Raw genomic sequence first — 21,442 nt, 5'->3', positions numbered from 1 at the left:
ATGTTGAAGAGTTGAAAAGTTGAGCCCCCGGTCACTGAGCGTAGCCGAAGTGCCGGGGGCTCAACTTTTCAACTTTTCAACATTTCAACATTTCAACTTAAAGCATGGACAACCTTCTTTCCGTAAAACAGCGCTTTGGCATCATTGGCCATTCGCCCCTGCTAGATCGGGCGCTCAGCAATGCTGTGCGGGTAGCCAACTCCGACCTGACGGTGCTCATCACCGGCGAGAGTGGCGTGGGAAAAGAGGTGTTTTCAAAAATCATCCATTCACTCAGCACGCGCAAACACAATCAGTTCATTGCGATCAACTGTGGCGCCATTCCCGAAGGCACCATCAACTCAGAGTTGTTTGGCCACGAAAAAAACTCCTTCACCGGAGCTATGGCAGATCGCAAAGGGTACTTTGAAACCTACGACGGTGGGACCATTTTTTTGGATGAGATCGGCGAAATGCCCCTGCAAACTCAAACTTTTCTGCTCCGCATCCTGGAAAATGGCGAATTTACCCGGGTGGGCTCCAATAAGGTCTTGCGCACCGACGTCCGCATCATTGCTGCCACCAATGTAGATTTGGAGGAAAACGTCAAAAAGGGCAAGTTCCGCGAAGACCTTTATTTCCGTCTGAACACCGTGTCTATTGTGGTACCTGCCTTGCGAGATCGCGCCGATGACGTGTATTTGCTTTTCCGCAAATTTGCCGCCGACTTTGCCGAACGCCACCGTTCTGCAACGATCCAACTGGATGAGCGGGCTCAGTTGTTGATCAAAAATTACACCTGGCCGGGCAACGTACGCGAGTTGAAAAACGTGGCCGAACGGGTTTCGGTCTTGTCTGAAGAAAGAGTCATTACTGCTGAAGCGCTGCTGGAGATTGAACCGCGGATTGCTACGCGCAATTTGCCCGTTTTGGTGGGCAATGGCGGCGAAGCACCTAGTAACTTGCAGGAACGGGATATTTTGTACAAGTTCCTCTTCGAAATGAAGCAGGACTTGAACGATTTGAAATCACTGGTCTTTGAACTCATCAAAAGCAACGACCTGCGGGTGCCCGACCTGCGGCCTTTCCGCTCCTTGGATCCTCCCCGCAGCATCATTCCTTCGCCCGAGCCCCGCTTCAATTATACCGCGCCCAAAGAGCCGATTCCCTTGCACAATGGCCTGGATGATTTGGAAGAGGATTACGAAGACGACCTGAATCCCCAAGTCATCATCCCCCAGCACTTACCCGAGCACAAAGGGGCGACCCAAGGTGCCTTTGGCAGCGTGGAAATCCTGGATGACAACTATCGCATCGAAGACCACGAAAAAAACCTCATCCAGAAGGCCCTGCGCAAATACAAGGGCAGAAGGAAAGAAGCCGCTAAAGAACTCGGCATTTCGGAGCGAACCTTGTACCGCAAGATCAAACAGTACGATCTATGAAAGTAAAGCCATCCGTGTCATTTGTACAGTTGAGCATAAAAGTGTTGAGTATAACTTGTCTGTACCTGTTCAGCGCGTGCAGCATCAAGATGAACCCGGCGGATACGGGTGAGTTAAAAACCTACTACGTCCCGCAGTTTCTCAACAATGCAGACAACTCCCTGCCCAACTTGCCCATTCAGTTGACAGAAGCGCTCAAGGATAAGGTGCGTTTGCAGTCTACCCTCAAATACACCGACGAAGACCCGGACATTGAATTGCGGGGCACGCTAGTCGATTTTCGCATCACTTCCGAAGCCCCCAGGGTAGGGGAGACCACCGCCATCAACCGTTTGACCATCACGCTGGCCATCGAATACTTCAACAACCGCACTCAAAAAGAGGTCTTTAAGCGCAATTTTTCATTTTTCTACAACTATGCATCCGATCAGGATTTTTCTACGGTGCAGGAAACGGCTATTCGGACGATTAGCAACCAGTTGATGGAGGATATTTTTAATGCGGCGTTTTCGGATTGGTAGGATTACCTAAGCCAAATCCTGCCTGAAAATCCTCTCCAACAGATCAAACAACTCCGGGTGGTTTTTTTTCAGCCGTTCAGGCTGTTGGAAAAAGTATTCGCTCACCACGCTGAAAAACTCGGCCTCGTTGGTACTGCCATACACATTGATAGTAGACTTTCCCGCTTTGATGGCTTCAATTTCCCGGTGCATCAGTTTCACCCAGGGAACCAAGAAGGGTTGTTGGAGTAGTACTTCCGGGAGGCCATCCGTAGCGCCATCGGCTTTATCGAGCAGGTGAACAAACTCATGGATGCCCACATTGTGGTAGGAACGCTGCTGATCAAAACCTTCGTGTAGAGCAGGTTTGGACAAAATCATCATCCGGTTCATGCTACCGCTGCCGACCATGCCCAGGATATTGCGCGCTTTGCCCTGCTCAGTCTCGTAGTCATGGTTGAATGGCGCATCGTACAAGAGCACCTCGTGCAGGTTGCGGTAATGCCATCCCGGAAACCCGAAAAGTGGGATCACTGCGCTCGTCGCTACCAGCAGCTTGTCGGTATCATTCACGTCAGTGTCGATGCCAGTGATGCTGATTTTGTCCAAAAACGCTAGTGCGCTCTCCTCAAAACGGACCTTTTCTGCGGTGGAAAGTTGACTGTAAAAATCGACTTTTTCGCTTAAAATGTACCTCCACGCTGCTGGAAATGGGTTAGGTTTGGGGCGTTTTTTTTTGAAAAAAAGCCACCACCAGTAGGTGATCAAAAGCAGCAAGAAAAAAGCAGCTGCGATGAATTTGTAGTTGGGCATGGTATAGGCAAATGGGTGTTTTCAACAAGGTGAACATACAAAAGTAAGCTGTATTCACCATATAATTGAAAACACCCTTGGCCAAACTCTAATTCCTATTCACAATCCTGATCAACTGCCCATTCATTTCATCCGTCAAAATGTACAATTTCCCCATTGGACTTTGTAGCACTTTTCGGGCACGAACCCGGCTATCCAAAAACAGTTCTTCCACATTTTTAACCGTTTCATTTTCAAGCGTTACGCGCCAAAGACTGCCTTTGGATAAACCTGTAACAAATAGATTGCCTTTCCAGGTGGGAAACTCATCACCCGTATAAAAGGTCAAACCTGTGGGTGCTACCGTTTGTTGCCAAAACCAAACGGGGGCGGTATAGGTACTGTCTTTCAATTTGGGAGGAGTATAGCCTTCAAAACGGTATTTTCCGCTGGTTTTAATGGGCCAGCCATAGTTCGCGCCTGCTTTCAACACATTGATTTCATCACCTTGCTGGGTGCCATGTTCGCTAAACCAAATTTTGTGTGAGATAGGGTCGTGGGCCAGGCCTTGTGTTGCCCGAATGCCCATGGCATACAGTCCGGGTGTGGCACCTGCGCCAAAATTTGGGTTGTCACTCGGAATACTTCCATCGGAATTGATGCGGTATATTTTCCCCCTTTTGTCCTGCACATTTTGAGCAAAGGGCAGTGCTGGTTCGTCTTTTTCCGTAAACAAACGCTCGCCAATGCTGATGTACAATTTGCCATCAGGCCCAAAAATCATCCCGCCACCATAGTGACAACATTCATTGGCGTATGGTGTAGCGAGCAATAGTGTTTTGAGATTCGTCAATGCGTCATTTTCTAAAATTGCTCGGATGACTTTTGTGGTTTTACCTGCTTCGTTTTCAGCTGAATAAGACAGGTAGATGTATTTATTTTGTGAGAACTGAGGGTCTAACACTACCTCGAATTTGCCCGCATTATCGCCAAACCCTCCCATCTTACCTACTACGTCAGTTGGATAGCCTTTGATGGGGGTTCTTACCTTTGTTCTTAAATTAACCCTCAATAAATCACCTTCTTTTTCGGAGATAATTACCTCATCTTCTGACAAAAAAGCCATGCTCCAGGGGCGGCTCAACCCCTTTAAAACGGGCTCTTTTTCTGGCATAGCGGTTCTAATCCGATGCGGCGTTCGAGTTGAAATTTTATCCACAATAAACCACCCTTCAGTGGTTTTCATCAAATTGAAATAGTCAGTGAATTTATCCGTAGCCGTATGGATTTCCACCTTTGCCCCGGCAATCAGGTTATCCGTAATGTCCACGTAGACGATATTTGTGCTGAGGTTTTTATCCCTTTCTTTGGGTCTAAAACGGCTGACATAATCTGATTTTGTAAAAAGGATAAATCGCCCATCCCGATAATTTTTCAAATGACAAGAGTAGTGCATGGCTTTGCTCAACTTGGCTGTATCGCCAGTGGCCCAACCATCGAAATACAATTGAATGGTGGTTTCAATTTGTTGCCGATCAGTTTGGGCAAAAGAGCTGTAGCAAGTTAGGCATAGCGCCAATAGTACGAGTGTATTCTTCATTCTTAAAATTTAAAAATTCACAATACACAAATGTCCTAAAGGAGTAGCTGAAAATTGTCCGGATAAGGTGTTACAGGAGTTCGGATTTATAAATGTGGAGTAGATAATTATGGTTTGACCAAATGCTGTCTAAATTTAGCAGGGGTTACACCTTTGATCTTTTTAAAAGTTGTGAAAAAAGTAGATTTTGAATTAAAGCCCACCTCATCACCAATGCCTTCAACGGAGAGTAGTGTATCCGTTTCCAATAATTTACAGGCTTCATTGATGCGGTATTCATTGATGAATTGGGTGAAATTTTTACCCAAATTGTCATTCAAAAACTGAGACAATTGGTGGGTTGTGAGGCGTAATTCTTGAGCAAGGTCTTGCAGTTTAAGATTGGGGTTTCTGAAAATTTGCTTGTCGCCCATGAGTTGCTCCAGGTTGTTTAACCAAACTTTGGCCTCCTCATCGCTCAGCTTTTTAGTGTTGTGGCGGGACGCACTTGGGAACAAATCATCATTCTTTGTTCTGTTCAATAGTATAAAAATGCTGACGTACAACGCAAAAGAGAACGTAATTGCTGCACTGATGTACGGTAGTCCACCCCAAAAGGCCCAAAGAAACGCCGCAAAAATCAAAACATTGATGAGGTAAATTGAAGCCATCCAAAGATCATAAGCCTTGGCCTCTGAACGCGGGATAAGTACTTTCTTCAGCACATCTTTCATTAAAATGCCAGCCGCAACTACATAAATTGCCCACTCCGTATAGATGATCGGCACATAAACCCGGTTCCATACCCAGGGGTATTGTTGATATGGCAAAATGATGCCTCCTAAGGTGATGAGCAAAAAAAGAACCAGCAGATGGATGCCCCAATTACGAGGTAAAGATTTAACCGAATTTAACCCCGATTTTAGGAAAAAATAAAGCGTAGGCCCAATGAAGAAACAGGCCGATAGTCCAATTTGCAAATAGATTTTGGGCAAATCATGGTCGAAATAAAACAAAACGGACTTGCCAACCCTTAAACTCAATGCCAAAAGCAATGCTCCCAGAAAATAATGAGCTACGGCTCTTTTTTTGGCAAAAAAGAAAAAATAGCTGCTCAACAACAAGCCATTAAATGCGCCCAATGCACTGAAAAAAAAGAAGATCCCTTTGCTTAACTCCATGTTGTTTTAGGTTATTGAACAAGGCAAAGGTAGTCAATATAAATTTTTCCTTTTCCACAGTAGATTTGCGAATATTCGCTATTTTTATACCCTGACCAAAATATTATTCTCTCATCCTTGTAGCTGCTGACACGGCTCACTCTAAAACACCTCTGCACAAATGATGCGTAGATTTACCTTATTTACGGTTTTACTGGCTTTAGCTTTTTCTTGCGGCAAAGAAAACAACCTGAATTTGGACACCAGCCCTAGCCAGGACTACACGGGTACAAAAGCCAAAACCCGCGCCGAGATCAATCAACAAGCCATGCGCCTGCTCAATGAGCACCAAAAGTTTGAATGGAGCATGGTGGACGTCCACACCGTTTGGAGCGCCAATTTGCTGAGCGATTCCATCATGTGTATCGGCTACCAACCTACCAATGAAAAAAACGTCAATGAACGCCTGCACCAAATCGACATCCAACGCAAGGAATGGAAACAAGTCCGGGAAGAACTGATCAATTACATCGTTGAAGAAACCAATCGGCAAAACCCGGCCAAAACCATCACGGCCCGAGACCTGATGCCTTTTGGGGACGAAGCGGTTTTACCCGTGATCGACATCAAAATTACCAGCTTGGGCATCATCGAAAAATTACGGAATTTGCCCCAGGTGCGCTACATCGAACCCATGGGCTACAGTTACGTTGAAGAGCGTTTGCGCAGCGATTCGGGTTGTAGTGTGACGGGTAACCCCAGTATTCCCGCCGCAGATTTCAGCAACATTACTCCAGGTGCAAAACAATCCTGGCACCACGGCGTGCCGCGCGTAAGCACTGCTTGGGGCAACAATTCCGGTAGAGGCATTACAGTTGCACTTTTGGACACCGGCACTCCCAATCCTACCAGTCAACCCAAAATGGGTAGCCAGTTCAATTCCGGATTGTCCACGGGGCGTACCCTTACCCGCATCGGCACCTACGTGAGTTGCTGGTTTTGTGGCACCCCGGATGGCCCCAACGACCAGTGCGGGCACGGCACCCAAATGTCTGGCTTGATTGCCGCGCCACGCGGTTACGATGGCACTCCAGCGGGAGTGGCTTACAACTGTAACCTGCTCGGCATCCGGGTCACCAGCGACGTGATTATCAACGGCTCTAGCGAAAAAAAGGGAGTAGCCGATGGCCTCGTGATTGCAGGCAACAATACTAGTGTAAAAATCATCAGCATGTCGATTGGAGATGTTTTTTCCAGCGGGCAGGTTGAAGATGGCGTACGTTATGCCTATGGAAAAGGCAAAATGATACTCGCTGCGGCAGGCACTTCCACCAGCTATACCAGTTGGTATGGCGTAATTTTCCCAGCTTGGATGGCCGAATGTATTGCCGTTACGGGCGTAAAGGATGGTGGGCTTCCACTAATCCGCTGCAACACTTGCCACAGCGGCAGCGATGTAGAATTTGTAGCGGTAATGCAGCGTAGAATAGATGATAACCGTACTGCGCTCACCCTGGCGCCTTCGGGCAATGTACCCGCCAATGTGGGTGGTTCCTCGGCGGCTACGGCGACTACCGCAGGCATCGCGGCGCTAATTTGGGCAACCAACCCAGCCCAAACGCGTGCGCAGGTATATGCGCGGATGAAAGCGAATTCCTCCTGGCCGAGCAGCCGGAATGCCGAGTTTGGGTACGGGATTATTGATGTGGGTAAGGCGGTGACAGGGCTGTAAGTCCTGCTTCGCAGGGATTTTTTTCACCACCTAAGAAACCTAAGACACTAAAGGGGCACCTTAGAAGTAGTTAATTACTGAGGTGCCCCTTTAGTGTCTTAGGTTTCTTAGGTGGTGAAAAATGAAAAACCCTTTACTCCCTTTCATTCTCCATATCTGGAAAGTTCCCAGGCTCATAAAACACTGGTGGAAACGCACTTTTATCTGTACCTCGGCTGGTATCGTAAGCCATCACTGCCTTGTTGGACAACTGGAAAGTCCCCCTGGCCTCCGACAATTTACCCGCCGTAACATCCGCATAAATGGCCTGAGCCCGGATGAGTGACTTACTCATCGGCGTAATGCTACCATCCGTATAAGTATGCCGTACATTCAGATAAGCCTGAATCAGGGCGCGTTCATTCTGATCGCTAAAGGTGCTGGGATTACTCAATCCAGTTTGTTGCATGGCCAGTTCTACACAAGGTTTAATCCAGGCCGGGCGATTGACGTGGTTGTCCAGCAACAGTGCAACCCCATACGCTGAAGTAATCACCGTGCTGAGCAAGCTGCCAAATACCGCATAACTGGGCTTCCAATAGAAGTTTTTGAGGCGATCCAGCGCATGTTCAACTTGTACCGCCTGAAAATCTGGCTCCTGGAGCGCTCTCCAAAAACGAAAACCCCAGGCGGGATCCCGAAACTGCTCCTTGGCTTGGATTGAATTGACCGGGTAATTGTTCAAGGTCAAAAAACCATAAGTGGTATTGGTATCCTGACTTACATCTATTCCAATTGGAGCAAAATGGCGACGGAATGAATCGGGAAACTGGTCGCGGAATTTTTTCAACAAGGCGGGCAACTCGCCAGCTTTGTCATCCCGGCCCAAAGTCCATTGATAAGTGCCAATGCTCAGAATACCTCGATCGTAGGAGTTGATGGCGTCCATACGGCCTTCATTTTTGGCAATGGATTCCATCACTTGCAATGCAGAGTAGGTCAAATCCAGCTCAACCAGGCGCTCTTTATTTTGCTCCACAAAAGTCACCAGGCTGTTGAAACCAGGGGTGGAAACCCCCAGTGGCTGGTGTTTGCGGAATTGAATTTGGCGGGAGCCATCTGAAATGACAATCGTTCCACCACGGTCGTCAATTTGTAAATTATTGCCAATGGCGGGATTGGTAAGTGGAGGGAAACCAGTTCCGCCGGTGTTTCCGGTATTGGTGTTTCCAGTATTCCCCGTGTTTGTATTCCCTGTGTTGGTATTTCCGGTATTGCCTGTGCCTGTCCAGGGGGGATTCGTTGTCCCCGGGTTGATGGATAGTCTGGATAAGCTATCGCCATACAATTGGTACAAATCAGTAAGCAGGGCTTTGGCCAGACTTTCCGTCAGTTGGTAACCATCCGAAGACAGTCCTTTGCGCAGGGCAAAATTGCGCAGTGCATCCTGGGTCGTAGTGCCTGTAATGCCCAGCGTTTCAAGTAGGCTCCGCAAGATGATGTTGTTGCGGTCAGCCATGTTTTGCAGGTTGAATTGAGCATATTGGCCATTGGCGATGGCACCTTCCAATGTTTTTACCCCGGCCAAGGTCTCGTGGCGTTCCACCATGGTAGCGCTCAAAAAGGGTGTCACCACCAAACCCGTTGAATCGAGTTTGTTCCGCCGGGCAAAACTCACCACGGCATTCACGACCTCATCCCCAAAATAATCGCTGCTACCAATCGAACTCATTTTTAATTCGTTAGAAAAACCCAACTCGTTCAGCATATCGCGGAAAGCCAAAACGTATTGGTTACGGGCATTGACGCTCAAAAATTTGCTGACGGAATTGGTACGCAATAAGTCGCGGATCGCTTCGATGTTGGCCATGTGAATGAGGGTTTAAGAGCTTGTTTAAGACATTATTTTGAAAAACGTAAACTTCAGCGGGAATAAGTATAAAAGTGGGAATAATTTTAATAAAAACAAAACGGGGCAGCAATATCTTGTGATATGGCCGCCCCGTTTGGGTCGATGTCGTCGTATATATTAACGTACGGACTCTACGATTGCTTTGAACGCGTCGGCATGGTTAAGTGCCAAATCTGCCAATACTTTCCGATTCAACTGTACATCACTCTCGGCGAGATGGTGCATCAGGCGTGAATAAGAAATGCCATATTGACGAGCACCTGCGTTGATACGTGCAATCCATAAGCGGCGGAAAGCGCGTTTTTTGGCTTTGCGGTGGACGTAAGCGTAACCCATTGCCTTATCCAAGGCGTTTTTGGCTACAGTCAAAACTTTGGAGCGAGCACCAAAGAAACCGCGAGCGGCTTTTAAAACTTTCTTGCGGCGGGCTCTTGAAGCCACCGCGTTCACTGAACGTGGCATTATTTGTTTTTTTAGTACAATACAGGGATCACCATCTGGGTGATACTTTCTCCTGTATTCTCGTTAAAAAAGAGAACGGAGCAGTCCATTCGTCATTAAGCTTTGCAGAGCATGCGCAATACACGCTTTTCATCTGCTTCACAAACAAGAGTAGAGTCGCGGTGAGCCAATTTCGCACGTTTGCTTTTGTTGCGCATTAAGTGCGAAGTGTTGGCTTGGAAACGCTTTACCTTGCCGGATCCAGTCACCTTGAAACGCTTCTTGGCGCTGGAATGTGTTTTCATCTTTGGCATGGTTCAACAGTTTTTATGAACGAGGTGCAAATGTAGGAAGAACATTCAGCTTAATCTAGTTTTTTAGGAAAAAAATCTGAATACCTTTGCGCAAATATTTTTCCCATGGATCGTTTCTACACCTGCTCCGCAGGTAAATTTGTCTTGTTAGGATTGGTAAATCTCGTCACTTTCATCACTTTATACGCCCAACCCAGCGATTTGATCCTTTCCGAATATGTAGAAGGTTCTGGCAACAACAAAGCCCTCGAAATTTACAATGGCACCAGCGCGACCATTAATTTGAGTACTTACGTGCTTCAATTGTACTCGAATGGGGCAAATACCCCCACCGCCTCATTGACTTTATTTGGTACACTGGCGGCGGGTAAAGTTTTTGTATTGGGGCGTACCGACGCCGACCGCGCCATCATTGCGGTGATGGATGTAGGATCAAGCAATCTGGTGGCTTTTGATGGAAACGATGCCATTGTACTACGCAAAGGAGGTATAAATGGTACGGTCATTGATGCGATTGGGCAAATTGGTACGAATCCGGGTAACGCTGGATGGGGCAATGCCAGCATTTCAACCGTAGATAAAACCCTGCGGCGACGCAAAGACATTTGTAAAGGGGATGCTGACGCCAACAATACCTTTGATCCAGCTAGCGAATGGGAAGTTTTTGCCACGAATACCTTTGACGGTTTGGGCAAACATGCAGTGATTTGTGGTCAACTGGATCAAGGCCCACAAGTGTTGAGCACCCAACCTTTGAACAAAGCCAGTGGAGTGGCCACCAATGTCAATATTGTGCTCAAGTTCAATGAAAAGGTGGTTTTGAGCGCCAATGCAATAAGCTTGATTGGCTCGCGTAGCGGAGCGCATGCTTTTACCCTCAACCGTCTTGCTACCAATGACACCACGGATACCTTTATATTAGATCCTCAAACTGATTTTTTAGCCGGAGAAATTGTCCAGGTTAGCATCCTGGCCACCGGAGTACAAGACCAGGACGCCAATGACCCACCCGATAATTTAGTGGCGGACTATCATTTTGGGTTCAGCATCAGTAGTTCTACTATTTGCAATACCGAGGCCACCTGGATTTCAGAGGTGCAAGGCAGCACAGCTATTTCGCCATTGGAGGGACAAACGGTAGATGTAGAAGCCATTGTCACCGCCGATTTTCAGGAACAGGAAGATGGCAGTTTGTTGGGCTTTTTTATCCAGGAAGAAGAGTTCGACTACGACGACAACGAGCGCAGCTCGGAAGGGCTTTTTGTATACAACAATGGCTTTGGCCCCCGTGTCAGCATCGGCGACCGGGTAAGGATCAGGGCTCAGGTGGCGGAGCGTGACGGCGCGACCATATTGACCCAAGTCCGCGATCTGAAAGTATGTGCGACCAAGCAAGATTTGCCTCCTGCGGCGCTGATCCACTTGCCCCAGGATTCAAGCACTGCGCTGGAAGCCGTTGAGGGCATGCGGGTCAGTTTTCCTCAAAAGTTGACCATTGTGTTTAATCACGAGCTGGGAGAAACGGGGGAGCTGAGCTTATCCTCCAGTGGTCTGCAATTGCAATACACCGAATTGAATTTGCCCAGTGTCAAAAACTTTGTAGCCTACCAGCAACAAAAATTTAGCGAACGGATCATCCTGGATGACCGCTACAACAATACTTACCGAATTCCAGTATATCACCTACAAGTGAACAAGGGCAATATGCTGCGCTTGGGCAACTCGGTGGAAGGGCTCAGTGGAGTATTGGAATTCAGCAGTGGGAATTACCGCATACGCCCTTTAGCCCCAGTCGTTTTTACCAACGATAACCCACGCCCAGCCGCGCCACGTCCGGCGGGTGACCTCAAAATTGCCACCTTCAATCTACTGAACTTTTTCAACGGTGACGGAACTGGCGGTGGTTTTCCTACCGCCCGGGGTGCGCGTACCTTGACCGCTTTCCGCTTGCAAACGCGCAAAATTCTCCAGGCCATCATCCAATTGGACGCGGATATTCTGGGCTTACAAGAGCTCGAAAACGACGGCGGCGGCAATCGCAGCGCGGCTCAGGAACTGGTGGATTCCCTCAATGCGCTGCGCGGGCCGGGCACTTACGCCTTGAGTGGCCCGGGAGTTCGCTACGGTGCCGATCAAATTGTGGTGGGAATCATTTACAAAACGGCGAAAGTGAGACCCGATGGAGGCCCGGTTTTTTTGAATTCCAGCAATGGGATTTTTTTGCAAAACCGCCTGCCCCTCGCTCAAACCTTTATCGATCAACGCGGTGAACGATTTACCTTGATTGTCAATCACCTGCGTTCCAAACTGGGTGACGGAACCGGACTCAATGCCGACATCTTGGATGGCCAAAGCGCCTACAATCAAGTGCGTACCGATGCCATCCAAGAAATCCTGACCTGGGTGCAGGGCGATCCAACCCGCTCGGGTGATCCTGATTTTGTGATGGTCGGCGATTACAATGCCTATGAGAAAGAAGATCCCTTGCGTTTGTTGGAGGCCTCCGGCTATGTGAACGTTGTTCCCGCCGGACAAAGCAAGGACTTTGATGGATTTTTGGGCGACCTCGACCATATTTTCGCTTCACCCAGCATGGCCCGACAATTTTTGCAGGGTGCAAAATGGAACATCAACTCGGTGGAATCGCTCAGCCGTTTTCAGTACGATGCAGCGGACATGTTGCCGGGTACTTCGGAAGACCCGATTGGTGATCCGTTTCGTTGTTCGGATCACGATCCGGTGGTGGCTGGGTTTACCCTGGGTTTTACCAAAAGTATGATCAATGGGGTGGTTAACAAAAGGAACGGAGAACCACTGGCTGGGGTCAACGTGGCGCTGAGTGGTGTGGTACAGGCTCAAAACGCCACTATCATCGATGGCAATTTCACTTTCAGTAACCTCAATGATGGGACGTATACTGTAACGCCCGCTTTGGATGTTCAAGCCTCTGAGGGGGTAAGTACCCGAGACATTATTGCTTTGCAAAAACATATCTTAGGTATAAAGCCGATTCAAAATCCCTATCAATTATTGGCCGCCGATGTGGACAATTCAGGTTCGATTACGGCACTGGATTTGGTGTTGATGCGGCGTTTGATCTTGGGGCTGGATACTCGCTTCAAAGCGGTGCCAAGTTGGCGTTTTGTGGATGCGGGGTATGTGTTTAAAAACCCGGGTAGCCCTTGGAAGGAAGCTTATCCGGTTACTGTGCGGCTGAGTAATTTGGCGGGTAGGGCGAAAGTGAAGTTTGTTGGGGTGAAAATGGGGGATGTGGAGTGAAGGAAGCGCACAAGGGAATGTTTACCCTTGCAAAATGAAATCTATACTCACATTACCCACAAAGGCTGGGAAAGAATCAAGAGCGCGATTGATTATTTGAAAATTTAGTTCCACACTTGTTTGCAGGATTTAGTTCTTGTTTTTACCTTACTGGTCGGATATTTCACGTCATGTGTAAATTTAAAAATGAGGACTAAAGAGTTGCGAAACGAGGTAGAGAAGGGGTGCTGACTAAGCAGAAATACACGCACTTTGGAACGACTAAGTAAAATAGGACGTGCGGTAGTGCTTAAGTTATGCTTAATTAAAATAATAAAACGGTAAAATGAACGATAAAAATATTAGAGTAATAATAGTCTTGGGAGTGTTAATAATCCATTTATTGGTAGCAACAAAAATTCGTTTTATAGCATATCAGAATAATTGGGGAATAATTATCCAAATAGTTTTAGGAAGTATTCCAAGTTTTTATTCTGTCATTGGTCTTACCAGCTTAGCGAATATTTTTGAAAAAACAAAGCGATTAAAGATGCCATTTATTGTGGGATTTGCTTGTCTTTTATATGAAATCACAGGTGATTTTGGAAGAACCTCAGGAAGCGGGACTAATTTTGATGTTTATGATATTGTCGCAATTTTAATTGGAATACTAATTTCATATCTACTAGAAAAGTATTATTTTATTAAGATAGAGTCAAAAACTAAGCATAATACGATATAGCCGTCCATACTACGCGAAGCTCCGTACGGCGGCTATATTATCCGTTGAAAGAGATTTGAAAAGTACACACCCCAGTTTCCAGAGGCTTATCCTCAGTCTGAATTTGTGCAAGCGCCACTTGCACAAATTGATTCCTTACAACCTACCCCAAAACCACTATTTTCCATTTTTTCCCCCTCCCGGTACACATTTTACCCCCCTCGTACGTTATCATTGCAACTGTTTTTTTAATCACTTTATACATAGTCCCATGCAACACGTTTTACCCAATCACCGATTTGGGCATTTTATGCGTTTATTCCTGTTTGCGCTGTGCCCCTTGCATTGCCCACTGCAAAGCACCACCATTTACCTGCCTCCACGGAGCTTTTCTCAGCATGATCCAAGGATGAATCACCACCCACTACTTTGGCGAGACAAATGCTAATTCAAGGATTACCTTTGTGATTTTTTTACATTCAGCTCTTTTTGTGTTTTTTCAGAGCTTGTTTAAGATTTTTGGGCGGAAGCGAAAACGAGGCCATTTTTGCCTAAATGAGGCACGAAAAGCGGAGTTTAGCAGCGCTAAATGAGCATTTTCGGAACGAAGTTTAGGCGAAAATGGGCCGTTTGTAGCCCGAACAAAAAACTTAAACAAGCTCTCAGCTTTTTTAACATACCAATACACCATGAGAGAAGCTATACGCACCATAGTCCTATGGGCGATTTGTATATTTTGTGTAAGCGCACAAATTCAGGCACAGAGCTGTACTGCTTCAGCAGGTCAATTTACCCCCACCACTTTAAGCCATTGCCCCGGTGATTCCATCCAAGTGAGTGTAAATGGCGCGTTTGTGGGGGAGGGGTATGCCACCGAATACTGGCTGACCGATACCAATCGGGTATTTTTGGCCAAAGCCAGTTCTACTGGAAAATTTGGCCCCCGTGCCGCAGGCAAATACTTCGTTTTTGCCTTCAACCATCAATTGAACAATACGGCTGAGTTCCCACCACAAGTTGATAGTACGGTAACCCGAGTACGTTTGTCCAGTACGGGTTGTTTTGCCCTAAGTGATTCCTTGACCCTCTACTTGGAAGACCTTCTGCCACCCGTGGTCCGGTGCAAAAACGTTACCCTGTACCTGGATGAAGAAGGCACTGCCGATTTAGCGATAAGCAGCGTCGACGACGGCAGTTCCGAAGAATGTAGCGAACTTCGCAACCCTCGCTTGCGCAAAGCTCAATTCACTTGTGCTGACCTGGGTGAAAATGCCAATACCTATTACCTGGAAGACGCCAGTGGAAATCTCGACAGTTGCAACTTTACCGTAACCGTGCTCGATACCATTCGTCCTGTAGCCAATTGCCGCAATGTCACCATTTACCTCAATGCCAATGGGGTAGCGATCCTCAATGCTGACTCGCTTAACCTGAACAGCCGCGACAATTGTGGCGGAATCAAAAGCCTGGAAGCCAGCCCCAATCGCTTCACCTGTGCCAACCTGGGTGAAAACCTGGTGATTTTGACCGTACGGGATTCCAGCAACAACGTCAGTTTGTGTTCCGCAACGGTAACGGTTCTGGATACCGTTCGCCCCACGGCCATTTGTAAAAACATCGAGGTGTTTTTGGACGAAGAAGGCCAGGCCAGTATTTTGCCCAGTGCAGTGGACAATGAAAGTGTGGACAATTGTGGCACCATTGCCAGCCTGGATTTGTCCCAAACTAGCTTTACTTGTGCTGATTTGGGTGAAAAAAGGCTCACACTGACCGTTACTGACCGCAGTGGAAACCAACAAACCTGTACAGCAATTGTAACCGTGAGGGATACCATCAAACCTCGGGTACAATGCCGGACTACCACCATTTTTTTGGGATCAGATGGACAGGCTGTATTGTTACCAAGCTTGATCAATGCAAGTGGCAGTGACAATTGCGCGGGGTTGACTTACCGTTTGAGTCGAGATCGGTTCTTTTGTGCCGATCGGGGTCAGCTTGAGGTGACGTTGTATGCGACCGATGCTGCTGGGAATACCGATAGTTGCAGCACCTTGATCACAATAGTTGATCAGGTCAAACCAGCCGCTCGCTGTCAAAACATCACGGTATACCTGGATGCCACTGGGAAAGTAGTGGTGACGCCAGCCATGATCAACAATGGCAGCGCCGACAATTGTATCGTGGACAGTTTGGCGCTGGATAAAACCACCTTCACTTGTGAAAACATCGGTGAAAATCTGGTTACGCTCACGGTATATGACGCCGAAGGAAATACGGCCATTTGTTTGGCCGCAGTGACGGTACTCGATACCTTGAATCCCAGTTTTCAGTGTCCTGCCGATCTGGTAATCAATTCCGACGCTGATGGAGACCAGGATTGTGGCTATACGGTGACCAACCGCCGCCTCAATCCCTCCAACCGCAGTGACAACTGTGGGATCAGTCGGGTATACCACAACTTTGTTGCAGCACCTAGTGATAGCACCTTACGAGGTGCCACTTTCCCAGTAGGCCTTACCCAGGTGCTCTGGACCATCGAGGATGCCAATGGTCGTCGCCAAACTTGTACGGTGAATGTTACCGTAAACGATGTGTTGCCTCCGGTGCCTGTTTGTGCCGATACCGTATTGGTACAATTGGGTACAAATGGCACCTTGCGCATCGATTCTTCCACGGTGGATGCAGGTAGTTACGACAATTGTAGCATTGTGCAATTTTCGCTGAGCAAAGTGGATTTTACTTGTAAAGAAGTAGGTTTCCATCGCATCACGGTAACCTTACGGGACGCTTCAGGAAATACGGCAGATACCGTGGTTGTTGTGGGAATCATCGCCGGGACTGCCTGTGGAAGTCCTAAAATAAGCAATGCCAAAGGGCCAAAAATTGGTGACCCCTGCTCCTGCCGGGGCAATGGCGCCTTCGATGAAGAAATTGTGATCGGCCCAGCACTACCCAATCAGATTTGGCGGGTGAAAAGTACCACCTTGCGGGATTCACTCAACCTCAATGTGTATGCAGCAGGCACCCTTTTCCGCGAAGTGAAGATCAAGGCCGATTCCAGCATTTACGTATTGCGCGGGGTGCACCTGGATGGGCAGGGATACACTTTGGAGGCAGAAAGCCCGCTATTTCCGAATGTTTTGACCATCTCCAACCTGTGCAAATACCCCCAAATTCAGATTTTCGACCTGGATAACCCCATCTGTTTGTTCACTCCAGCCATTGCTCTGAGCGGAAATGGTGGTGCCGGAGTGCAGGGCACTGGCAGTTTCAGAATCAACGGCCAAACTGCCACCACCTTTAATCCCAAAACCCTCGGCACGGGTACCCATCAGGTCACTTATACCTTTGATGCTGGGAATCCAGCGGGTAAATTACTGCCCAAAGACGTAGGTTGTACCAGTACTTTGACCAAACAGGTGGTGGTCATCAAAAATGAACCAACCTTTGCTTGCCGTACCGACCTAAGTATCAATGTCAACAGCTCTTGCGAAGTCTTGATCACTCCAGGCATGTTGATGGTCAACAAGTTTGATTGTTACGATGACTTCGAGGTGATTTTGAACTACAATGGCACCTTAGTGCCCAACCCAGTTCCGGCCAGTTATGTTGGCAAAACCATAACGGGTTACATCCGCTTTAAACCCACTCCAAATATCATTTCTTGCAACGTCAACATCGTTTTGCAAGACATCACCGGGCCACAGATCAAATCTTGCCCTGCTGACCTGACTACTGGACTGGTCTGCACCGATTTTGACTCTATTTTTAACAACGTCAAAACCATTGACCCTACTTTCCGCAACTTCACGGGGAGGCCAGTGGTGGAGGACAATTGCGGGGGCACGACGATTACTTTCAGCGACGCGATCTTTAATTTTGCCAATTGCCACCCCACTTACGCCAAGGGGATCATCCGTACGTTTACGGTTAAGGACAAGTTTGGCAATGCTTCAACTTGTGTGCAGCAGTTCTTTTTCCGCCGCCCGACTACGATCTTTTTTCCAAAAGATACTTTGGTCAAAACCAATTGTGAACAAGCTGCTTTGCCAACGGACGCTCAGGGTAACTTGAGCCCCACCATTGCTGGCCGCCCCTGGTTCATCAATGGATTTGGCAAAAAAGTATACCTCGACAACAGCGCCAATACTTGCAATTACTCTGCTACTTACACCGATCAACGAGTAACGATATGTGGTGCTCGGTACGCACTCATCCGCAACTGGAGACTGATCGATTGGTGTGATCCTAGCCGCTTGTTGGAAAAACGCCAATACGTGGAAGTGGGTGACTTTGATGCGCCCATTGTTAGCAGTCCCGAGCTGGATTTAGACCGCAATGGAATAATCGACGATACCTTGCGCTACAGCGTAGCACCATTCAATTGTTTCGCGGCTTTTGCGTTACCCAGCCCTAAGATCAAGGATTGTTCAACGACAACTTTGACGACCGAAATTTACTCCTGGCAACCCGAAACCATCTCTGGTTTTCCAACCGGAAGGATCATTTGGGCAAAATTGGATTTACCCATAGTGAATGGTCAGGTGCAGAACGTGCCGTTAGGTACTCATTACTTTATTTTTACGGTACGCGATATTTGTAACCAAGAAACCAAAGATACAGTGGCGTTCAAAGTGCTCGATCGCATTGCTCCAACGATGGTTTGCAACAGCGAATTCGTGGTATCCCTCGGTGGAGGTGGCATGGCCAGAATCACCAATGCCGATGTCAACAGAAGTAGCCGAGACAATTGTGACAATACCTTAAAGCTGGAAGTCCGGCGTTTGATCCCGGCGGAATGTGCGCCGGATAGTGTGCCCGGTTATAGCCTATGGGATGCCTTTGTAGATATAGCCTGTTGTGATGTGGGCAAATTGGTGACCATCGAGCTGCGGGGGACCGATAAATACGGCAATACCAACACCTGTATCACCCGCTTACAAGTGGACGATAAATTGGCACCCCTTTGCACTCCGCCGCCGAATCGGACCATTAACTGCAATGACATTCCGGCTGGTTTGGACATCAGCAGTTTGGCGGTTTTGCAGCGCAATTTTGGTCTGCCTACGGTAGAAGACAACTGTGCCGTGACCTGGGAAGAATTGACGCCGCTGGTTGACCTCAACAATTGTAGAGTGGGCAGCATTACCCGCAAATTCAGAGCCAAAGATGCCGCAGGCAATGTTTCTGAAAGCATTTGTGAACAAGTCATCACCGTGAATCCAGTCCACAATTACGAAATCAAATTCCCCAAAGATGTCGTAAGTTATTGCGGTACGCCGATACCCGATACCTTGTTGTTGAATGAATTGGCCTGTGATGATCTGGCCTTCAATGTGGAAGACCGACAGTTGACCATTCCGGGTGGAGGCTGCTATCAAATTTTCCGCACCTACCAGGTAATCAACCTTTGTGAATACGACGACGTTTCGGCACCCACTATCCTGAGCCGGGACATGGATTGTGACTTGCTGCCGGGGGATGAAAACCTCTGGGTGATGGTTCGTCCCAATGGTGTCACCTATTTGGACAAAGACAACAACGAAAACAATGTTTTCCCCCGCAATAACGAGCGCGGGCGCTCCTGTGATGGCCTGGGTAACCCGATCGGCCACTGGAGCAGCAGCAATAGTAATCAAGCCCTTAAATCGCGCGGTTTTTGGCAATACACCCAACAAATCACTGTGATTGATACGGTCAAACCTGTGATCAATTACACCCAGGGCACTCCATTTTGTAGCAACGACAACAGCTCCTGCAATGGCAGCATAGACTTGTTGTTCACCATCTTTGAAAACTGCACGCCGGGTAGTTTGCAAGTGAGTGCCGGGGTTGACCTCAACAACAATGGCACGATTGATCGGCAATTGGCCGCGAGCGAAATTCAGGGCACCTACCCCAATTTTCAAATCAAAGGCAGCTATCCCATCGGTACCCACTCCTTCGTGGTGCAAGTGAAAGACGCCTGTGGCAATATTGGTACCCGCAATTTGACCTTCCGGGTAGTGGATTGTAAAGCACCTTCGCCCATTTGTAAAAGTGGGATTACGGTCACTTTACAGGCTTTGAACCCAGCCCGCGACATCAATGGCGATGGCAAGGAAGACCTGGCTTATGCGGTGGTCAAGGCCGCTGATTTTATTGCCAGTCCGACCACGGATTGTTCCGGGCCGATTCGCTATTCCATCACCAGAGAAGGGGTTAAGCCCAACATCAACCAGGATTCGCTCATCCTTACTTGTACGGACGAAGGCACTGTAATCGTACAAGTGTACGCCTGGGATAGCGCCAACAACCCGCTGGCCGTGCAACCCGACGGCCGACTGGGTGGTCCGAATTACGATTTTTGCCTCAATTTCATCACGGTACAAAACAACGGCGACATTTGTATTCCATTGCCTCAGGGGATACTAGGTGGCATCATCCAAACTGAATTGCGACAAGGTTTGCCCAATGTGGAGGTAATCCTCAGTGGGCAGGCTTCCAATCGCACCAATTCTTCCTCAACGGGCAATTACATTTTTCTCAATATGGTAGAGGGCAATGATTACACCCTGACACCTAAACTCAATACCGATCACGCCAATGGGGTGTCTACTTTTGATTTGATCCAAATCCGCAAACACATCTTGGGGGTTGCGACTTTGAGTTCTCCCTATAAAATGATCGCTGCGGATGCCAATGCTTCCAAATCGATTACGACCCTGGATTTGATCGCCATCCAAAAATTGATTTTGAACCTGGACATTGCATTCAAAAACAATACCAGTTGGCGCTTTGTAGATGCAAACTACCGTTTCCCTGACCCAGGTAACCCCTGGTTGCAGAGCTTCCCGGAAAGTCACAGCATCAACGACCTGGTAGGCCAAAAACTCGGGGCCAATTTTATTGCGGTCAAAATTGGGGACGTGAATGTTTCGGCAAATTTGGGCTTCAAAACCCCCGAAATTCGGACGGAAAACGACCCAATGTGGATTGAGCTGGAAGATCAAAGCTTACAAAGTGGGCAATTCCATAGTGTAGCCATTCGGGTGAAAGATTTAACCAACATTCAAGGCTATCAAATGGCGCTGAGTTATGCTACCACGAAGGCTGAACTGGTCGACATCCAATATGGTTTGGCCAAAGCTGAAAACTTCGGCATCTTCAAAGCCGAAGGGCTGATTACGACCAATTGGTACAGCGAGCAACCACAATTGAACCCAGATGCAGTGTTGTTTACGTTGGTGTTTCGGGCAAAAGCCAAGGTGAAATTGAGTGAGGTCTTACATTTGAGCCCAGGGCGCATGCAAGTGGAAGCCTATAACTTTGCTGATGAACGCCTCCCGATACGGTTGCGCTTCAACGAAACAGAGATTCAGACGCCCAACTTCGAGTTGTACCAAAACGTACCGAACCCCTTCCAGGAAAGTACGCTGATCCGATTTTATTTGCCAGAGGCGAGTGAGGGCAGAGTGCTGGTGTTCGATGCAGCGGGAAGGTTGTTGAAGAGCATCAAGGGCGATTTTGTGCAGGGAGTGAACCAGATTGAATTAAGGGATGAGGAGTTGCCGAGTGGGGTGTTGTATTATACATTCCGGAGTGCGCGATATTCGGCAACACGAAAAATGGTCAAAAAATAACGTACGGG

12 protein-coding genes are annotated in these 21,442 nt (G+C 47.8%); 6 read left to right on the top strand and 6 right to left on the bottom strand.

The genetic code is table 11. The annotated features are described in order from the left end of the window. The first annotated feature begins 104 nt into the window (after nucleotides 1-104). Together ACEW9O_RS00265 and lptE are read left to right on the top strand one after the other, a co-directional pair. Nucleotides 105-1,424, top strand: coding sequence for a sigma-54 interaction domain-containing protein (locus ACEW9O_RS00265; RefSeq protein WP_373548102.1), 1,320 nt, complete (start codon nucleotides 105-107; stop codon nucleotides 1,422-1,424). After that, complete coding sequence (gene lptE, locus ACEW9O_RS00260; RefSeq protein WP_373548101.1) at nucleotides 1,421-1,945, top strand: LPS assembly lipoprotein LptE; 525 nt, start codon at nucleotides 1,421-1,423, stop codon at nucleotides 1,943-1,945. Before ACEW9O_RS00265 ends, lptE begins: the two co-directional genes overlap by 4 nt. A gap of 6 nt (nucleotides 1,946-1,951) precedes the next feature. Here the strand turns inward: lptE and ACEW9O_RS00255 are convergent, their stop codons facing one another. The 3 genes from ACEW9O_RS00255 to ACEW9O_RS00245 form a co-directional block, all read right to left on the bottom strand. Then, entirely contained in the window at nucleotides 1,952-2,737 is a 786-nt protein-coding gene (locus ACEW9O_RS00255) for a zinc-dependent peptidase (protein ID WP_373548100.1), read from the bottom strand. A gap of 88 nt (nucleotides 2,738-2,825) precedes the next feature. Then, nucleotides 2,826-4,316, bottom strand: a complete 1,491-nt coding sequence (locus ACEW9O_RS00250) for a PQQ-dependent sugar dehydrogenase (protein ID WP_373548099.1) — start codon at nucleotides 4,314-4,316, stop codon at nucleotides 2,826-2,828. Nucleotides 4,317-4,423: 107 nt separating this feature from the next. Beyond that, entirely contained in the window at nucleotides 4,424-5,476 is a 1,053-nt protein-coding gene (locus tag ACEW9O_RS00245) for a helix-turn-helix domain-containing protein (RefSeq protein ID WP_373548098.1), read from the bottom strand. 160 nt (nucleotides 5,477-5,636) lie between these two features. Here ACEW9O_RS00245 and ACEW9O_RS00240 point away from each other — a divergent pair, with 160 nt between their 5' ends. After that, complete coding sequence (locus ACEW9O_RS00240; protein ID WP_373548097.1) at nucleotides 5,637-7,187, top strand: S8 family serine peptidase; 1,551 nt, start codon at nucleotides 5,637-5,639, stop codon at nucleotides 7,185-7,187. Nucleotides 7,188-7,320: 133 nt separating this feature from the next. Here the strand turns inward: ACEW9O_RS00240 and ACEW9O_RS00235 are convergent, their stop codons facing one another. From ACEW9O_RS00235 to rpmI, 3 genes are all read right to left on the bottom strand, one after another. Continuing rightward, the gene (locus tag ACEW9O_RS00235; protein WP_373548096.1) at nucleotides 7,321-9,036 is read right to left on the bottom strand and encodes a hypothetical protein; all 1,716 of its coding nucleotides are present in this window, start codon (nucleotides 9,034-9,036) and stop codon (nucleotides 7,321-7,323) included. Between the two features lie 159 nt (nucleotides 9,037-9,195). After that, nucleotides 9,196-9,540: a 50S ribosomal protein L20 gene (gene rplT / locus ACEW9O_RS00230; RefSeq protein ID WP_373548095.1), complete on the bottom strand. Its 345-nt coding sequence runs from the start codon at nucleotides 9,538-9,540 to the stop codon at nucleotides 9,196-9,198. A gap of 95 nt (nucleotides 9,541-9,635) precedes the next feature. Then, the gene (gene rpmI, locus ACEW9O_RS00225) at nucleotides 9,636-9,833 is read right to left on the bottom strand and encodes a 50S ribosomal protein L35 (protein ID WP_013767519.1); all 198 of its coding nucleotides are present in this window, start codon (nucleotides 9,831-9,833) and stop codon (nucleotides 9,636-9,638) included. A 105-nt stretch (nucleotides 9,834-9,938) separates the two neighbouring features. Here rpmI and ACEW9O_RS00220 point away from each other — a divergent pair, with 105 nt between their 5' ends. The 3 genes from ACEW9O_RS00220 (at nucleotide 9,939) to ACEW9O_RS00210 (ending at nucleotide 21,434) form a co-directional block, all read left to right on the top strand. Continuing rightward, on the top strand, nucleotides 9,939-13,112 hold the full coding sequence (locus ACEW9O_RS00220) for an ExeM/NucH family extracellular endonuclease (RefSeq protein ID WP_373548094.1): 3,174 nt from the start codon (nucleotides 9,939-9,941) through the stop codon (nucleotides 13,110-13,112). A 325-nt stretch (nucleotides 13,113-13,437) separates the two neighbouring features. Then, complete coding sequence (locus ACEW9O_RS00215; RefSeq protein WP_373548093.1) at nucleotides 13,438-13,833, top strand: hypothetical protein; 396 nt, start codon at nucleotides 13,438-13,440, stop codon at nucleotides 13,831-13,833. A gap of 668 nt (nucleotides 13,834-14,501) precedes the next feature. Continuing rightward, entirely contained in the window at nucleotides 14,502-21,434 is a 6,933-nt protein-coding gene (locus ACEW9O_RS00210) for a T9SS type A sorting domain-containing protein (RefSeq protein WP_373548092.1), read from the top strand. Nucleotides 21,435-21,442: the final 8 nt, after the last annotated feature.

It is taken from the genome of Haliscomenobacter sp. (genome assembly GCF_041740695.1).
Classification (GTDB): domain Bacteria; phylum Bacteroidota; class Bacteroidia; order Chitinophagales; family Saprospiraceae; genus Haliscomenobacter.
This window is presented reverse-complemented; position numbering and strand designations above follow the sequence as displayed.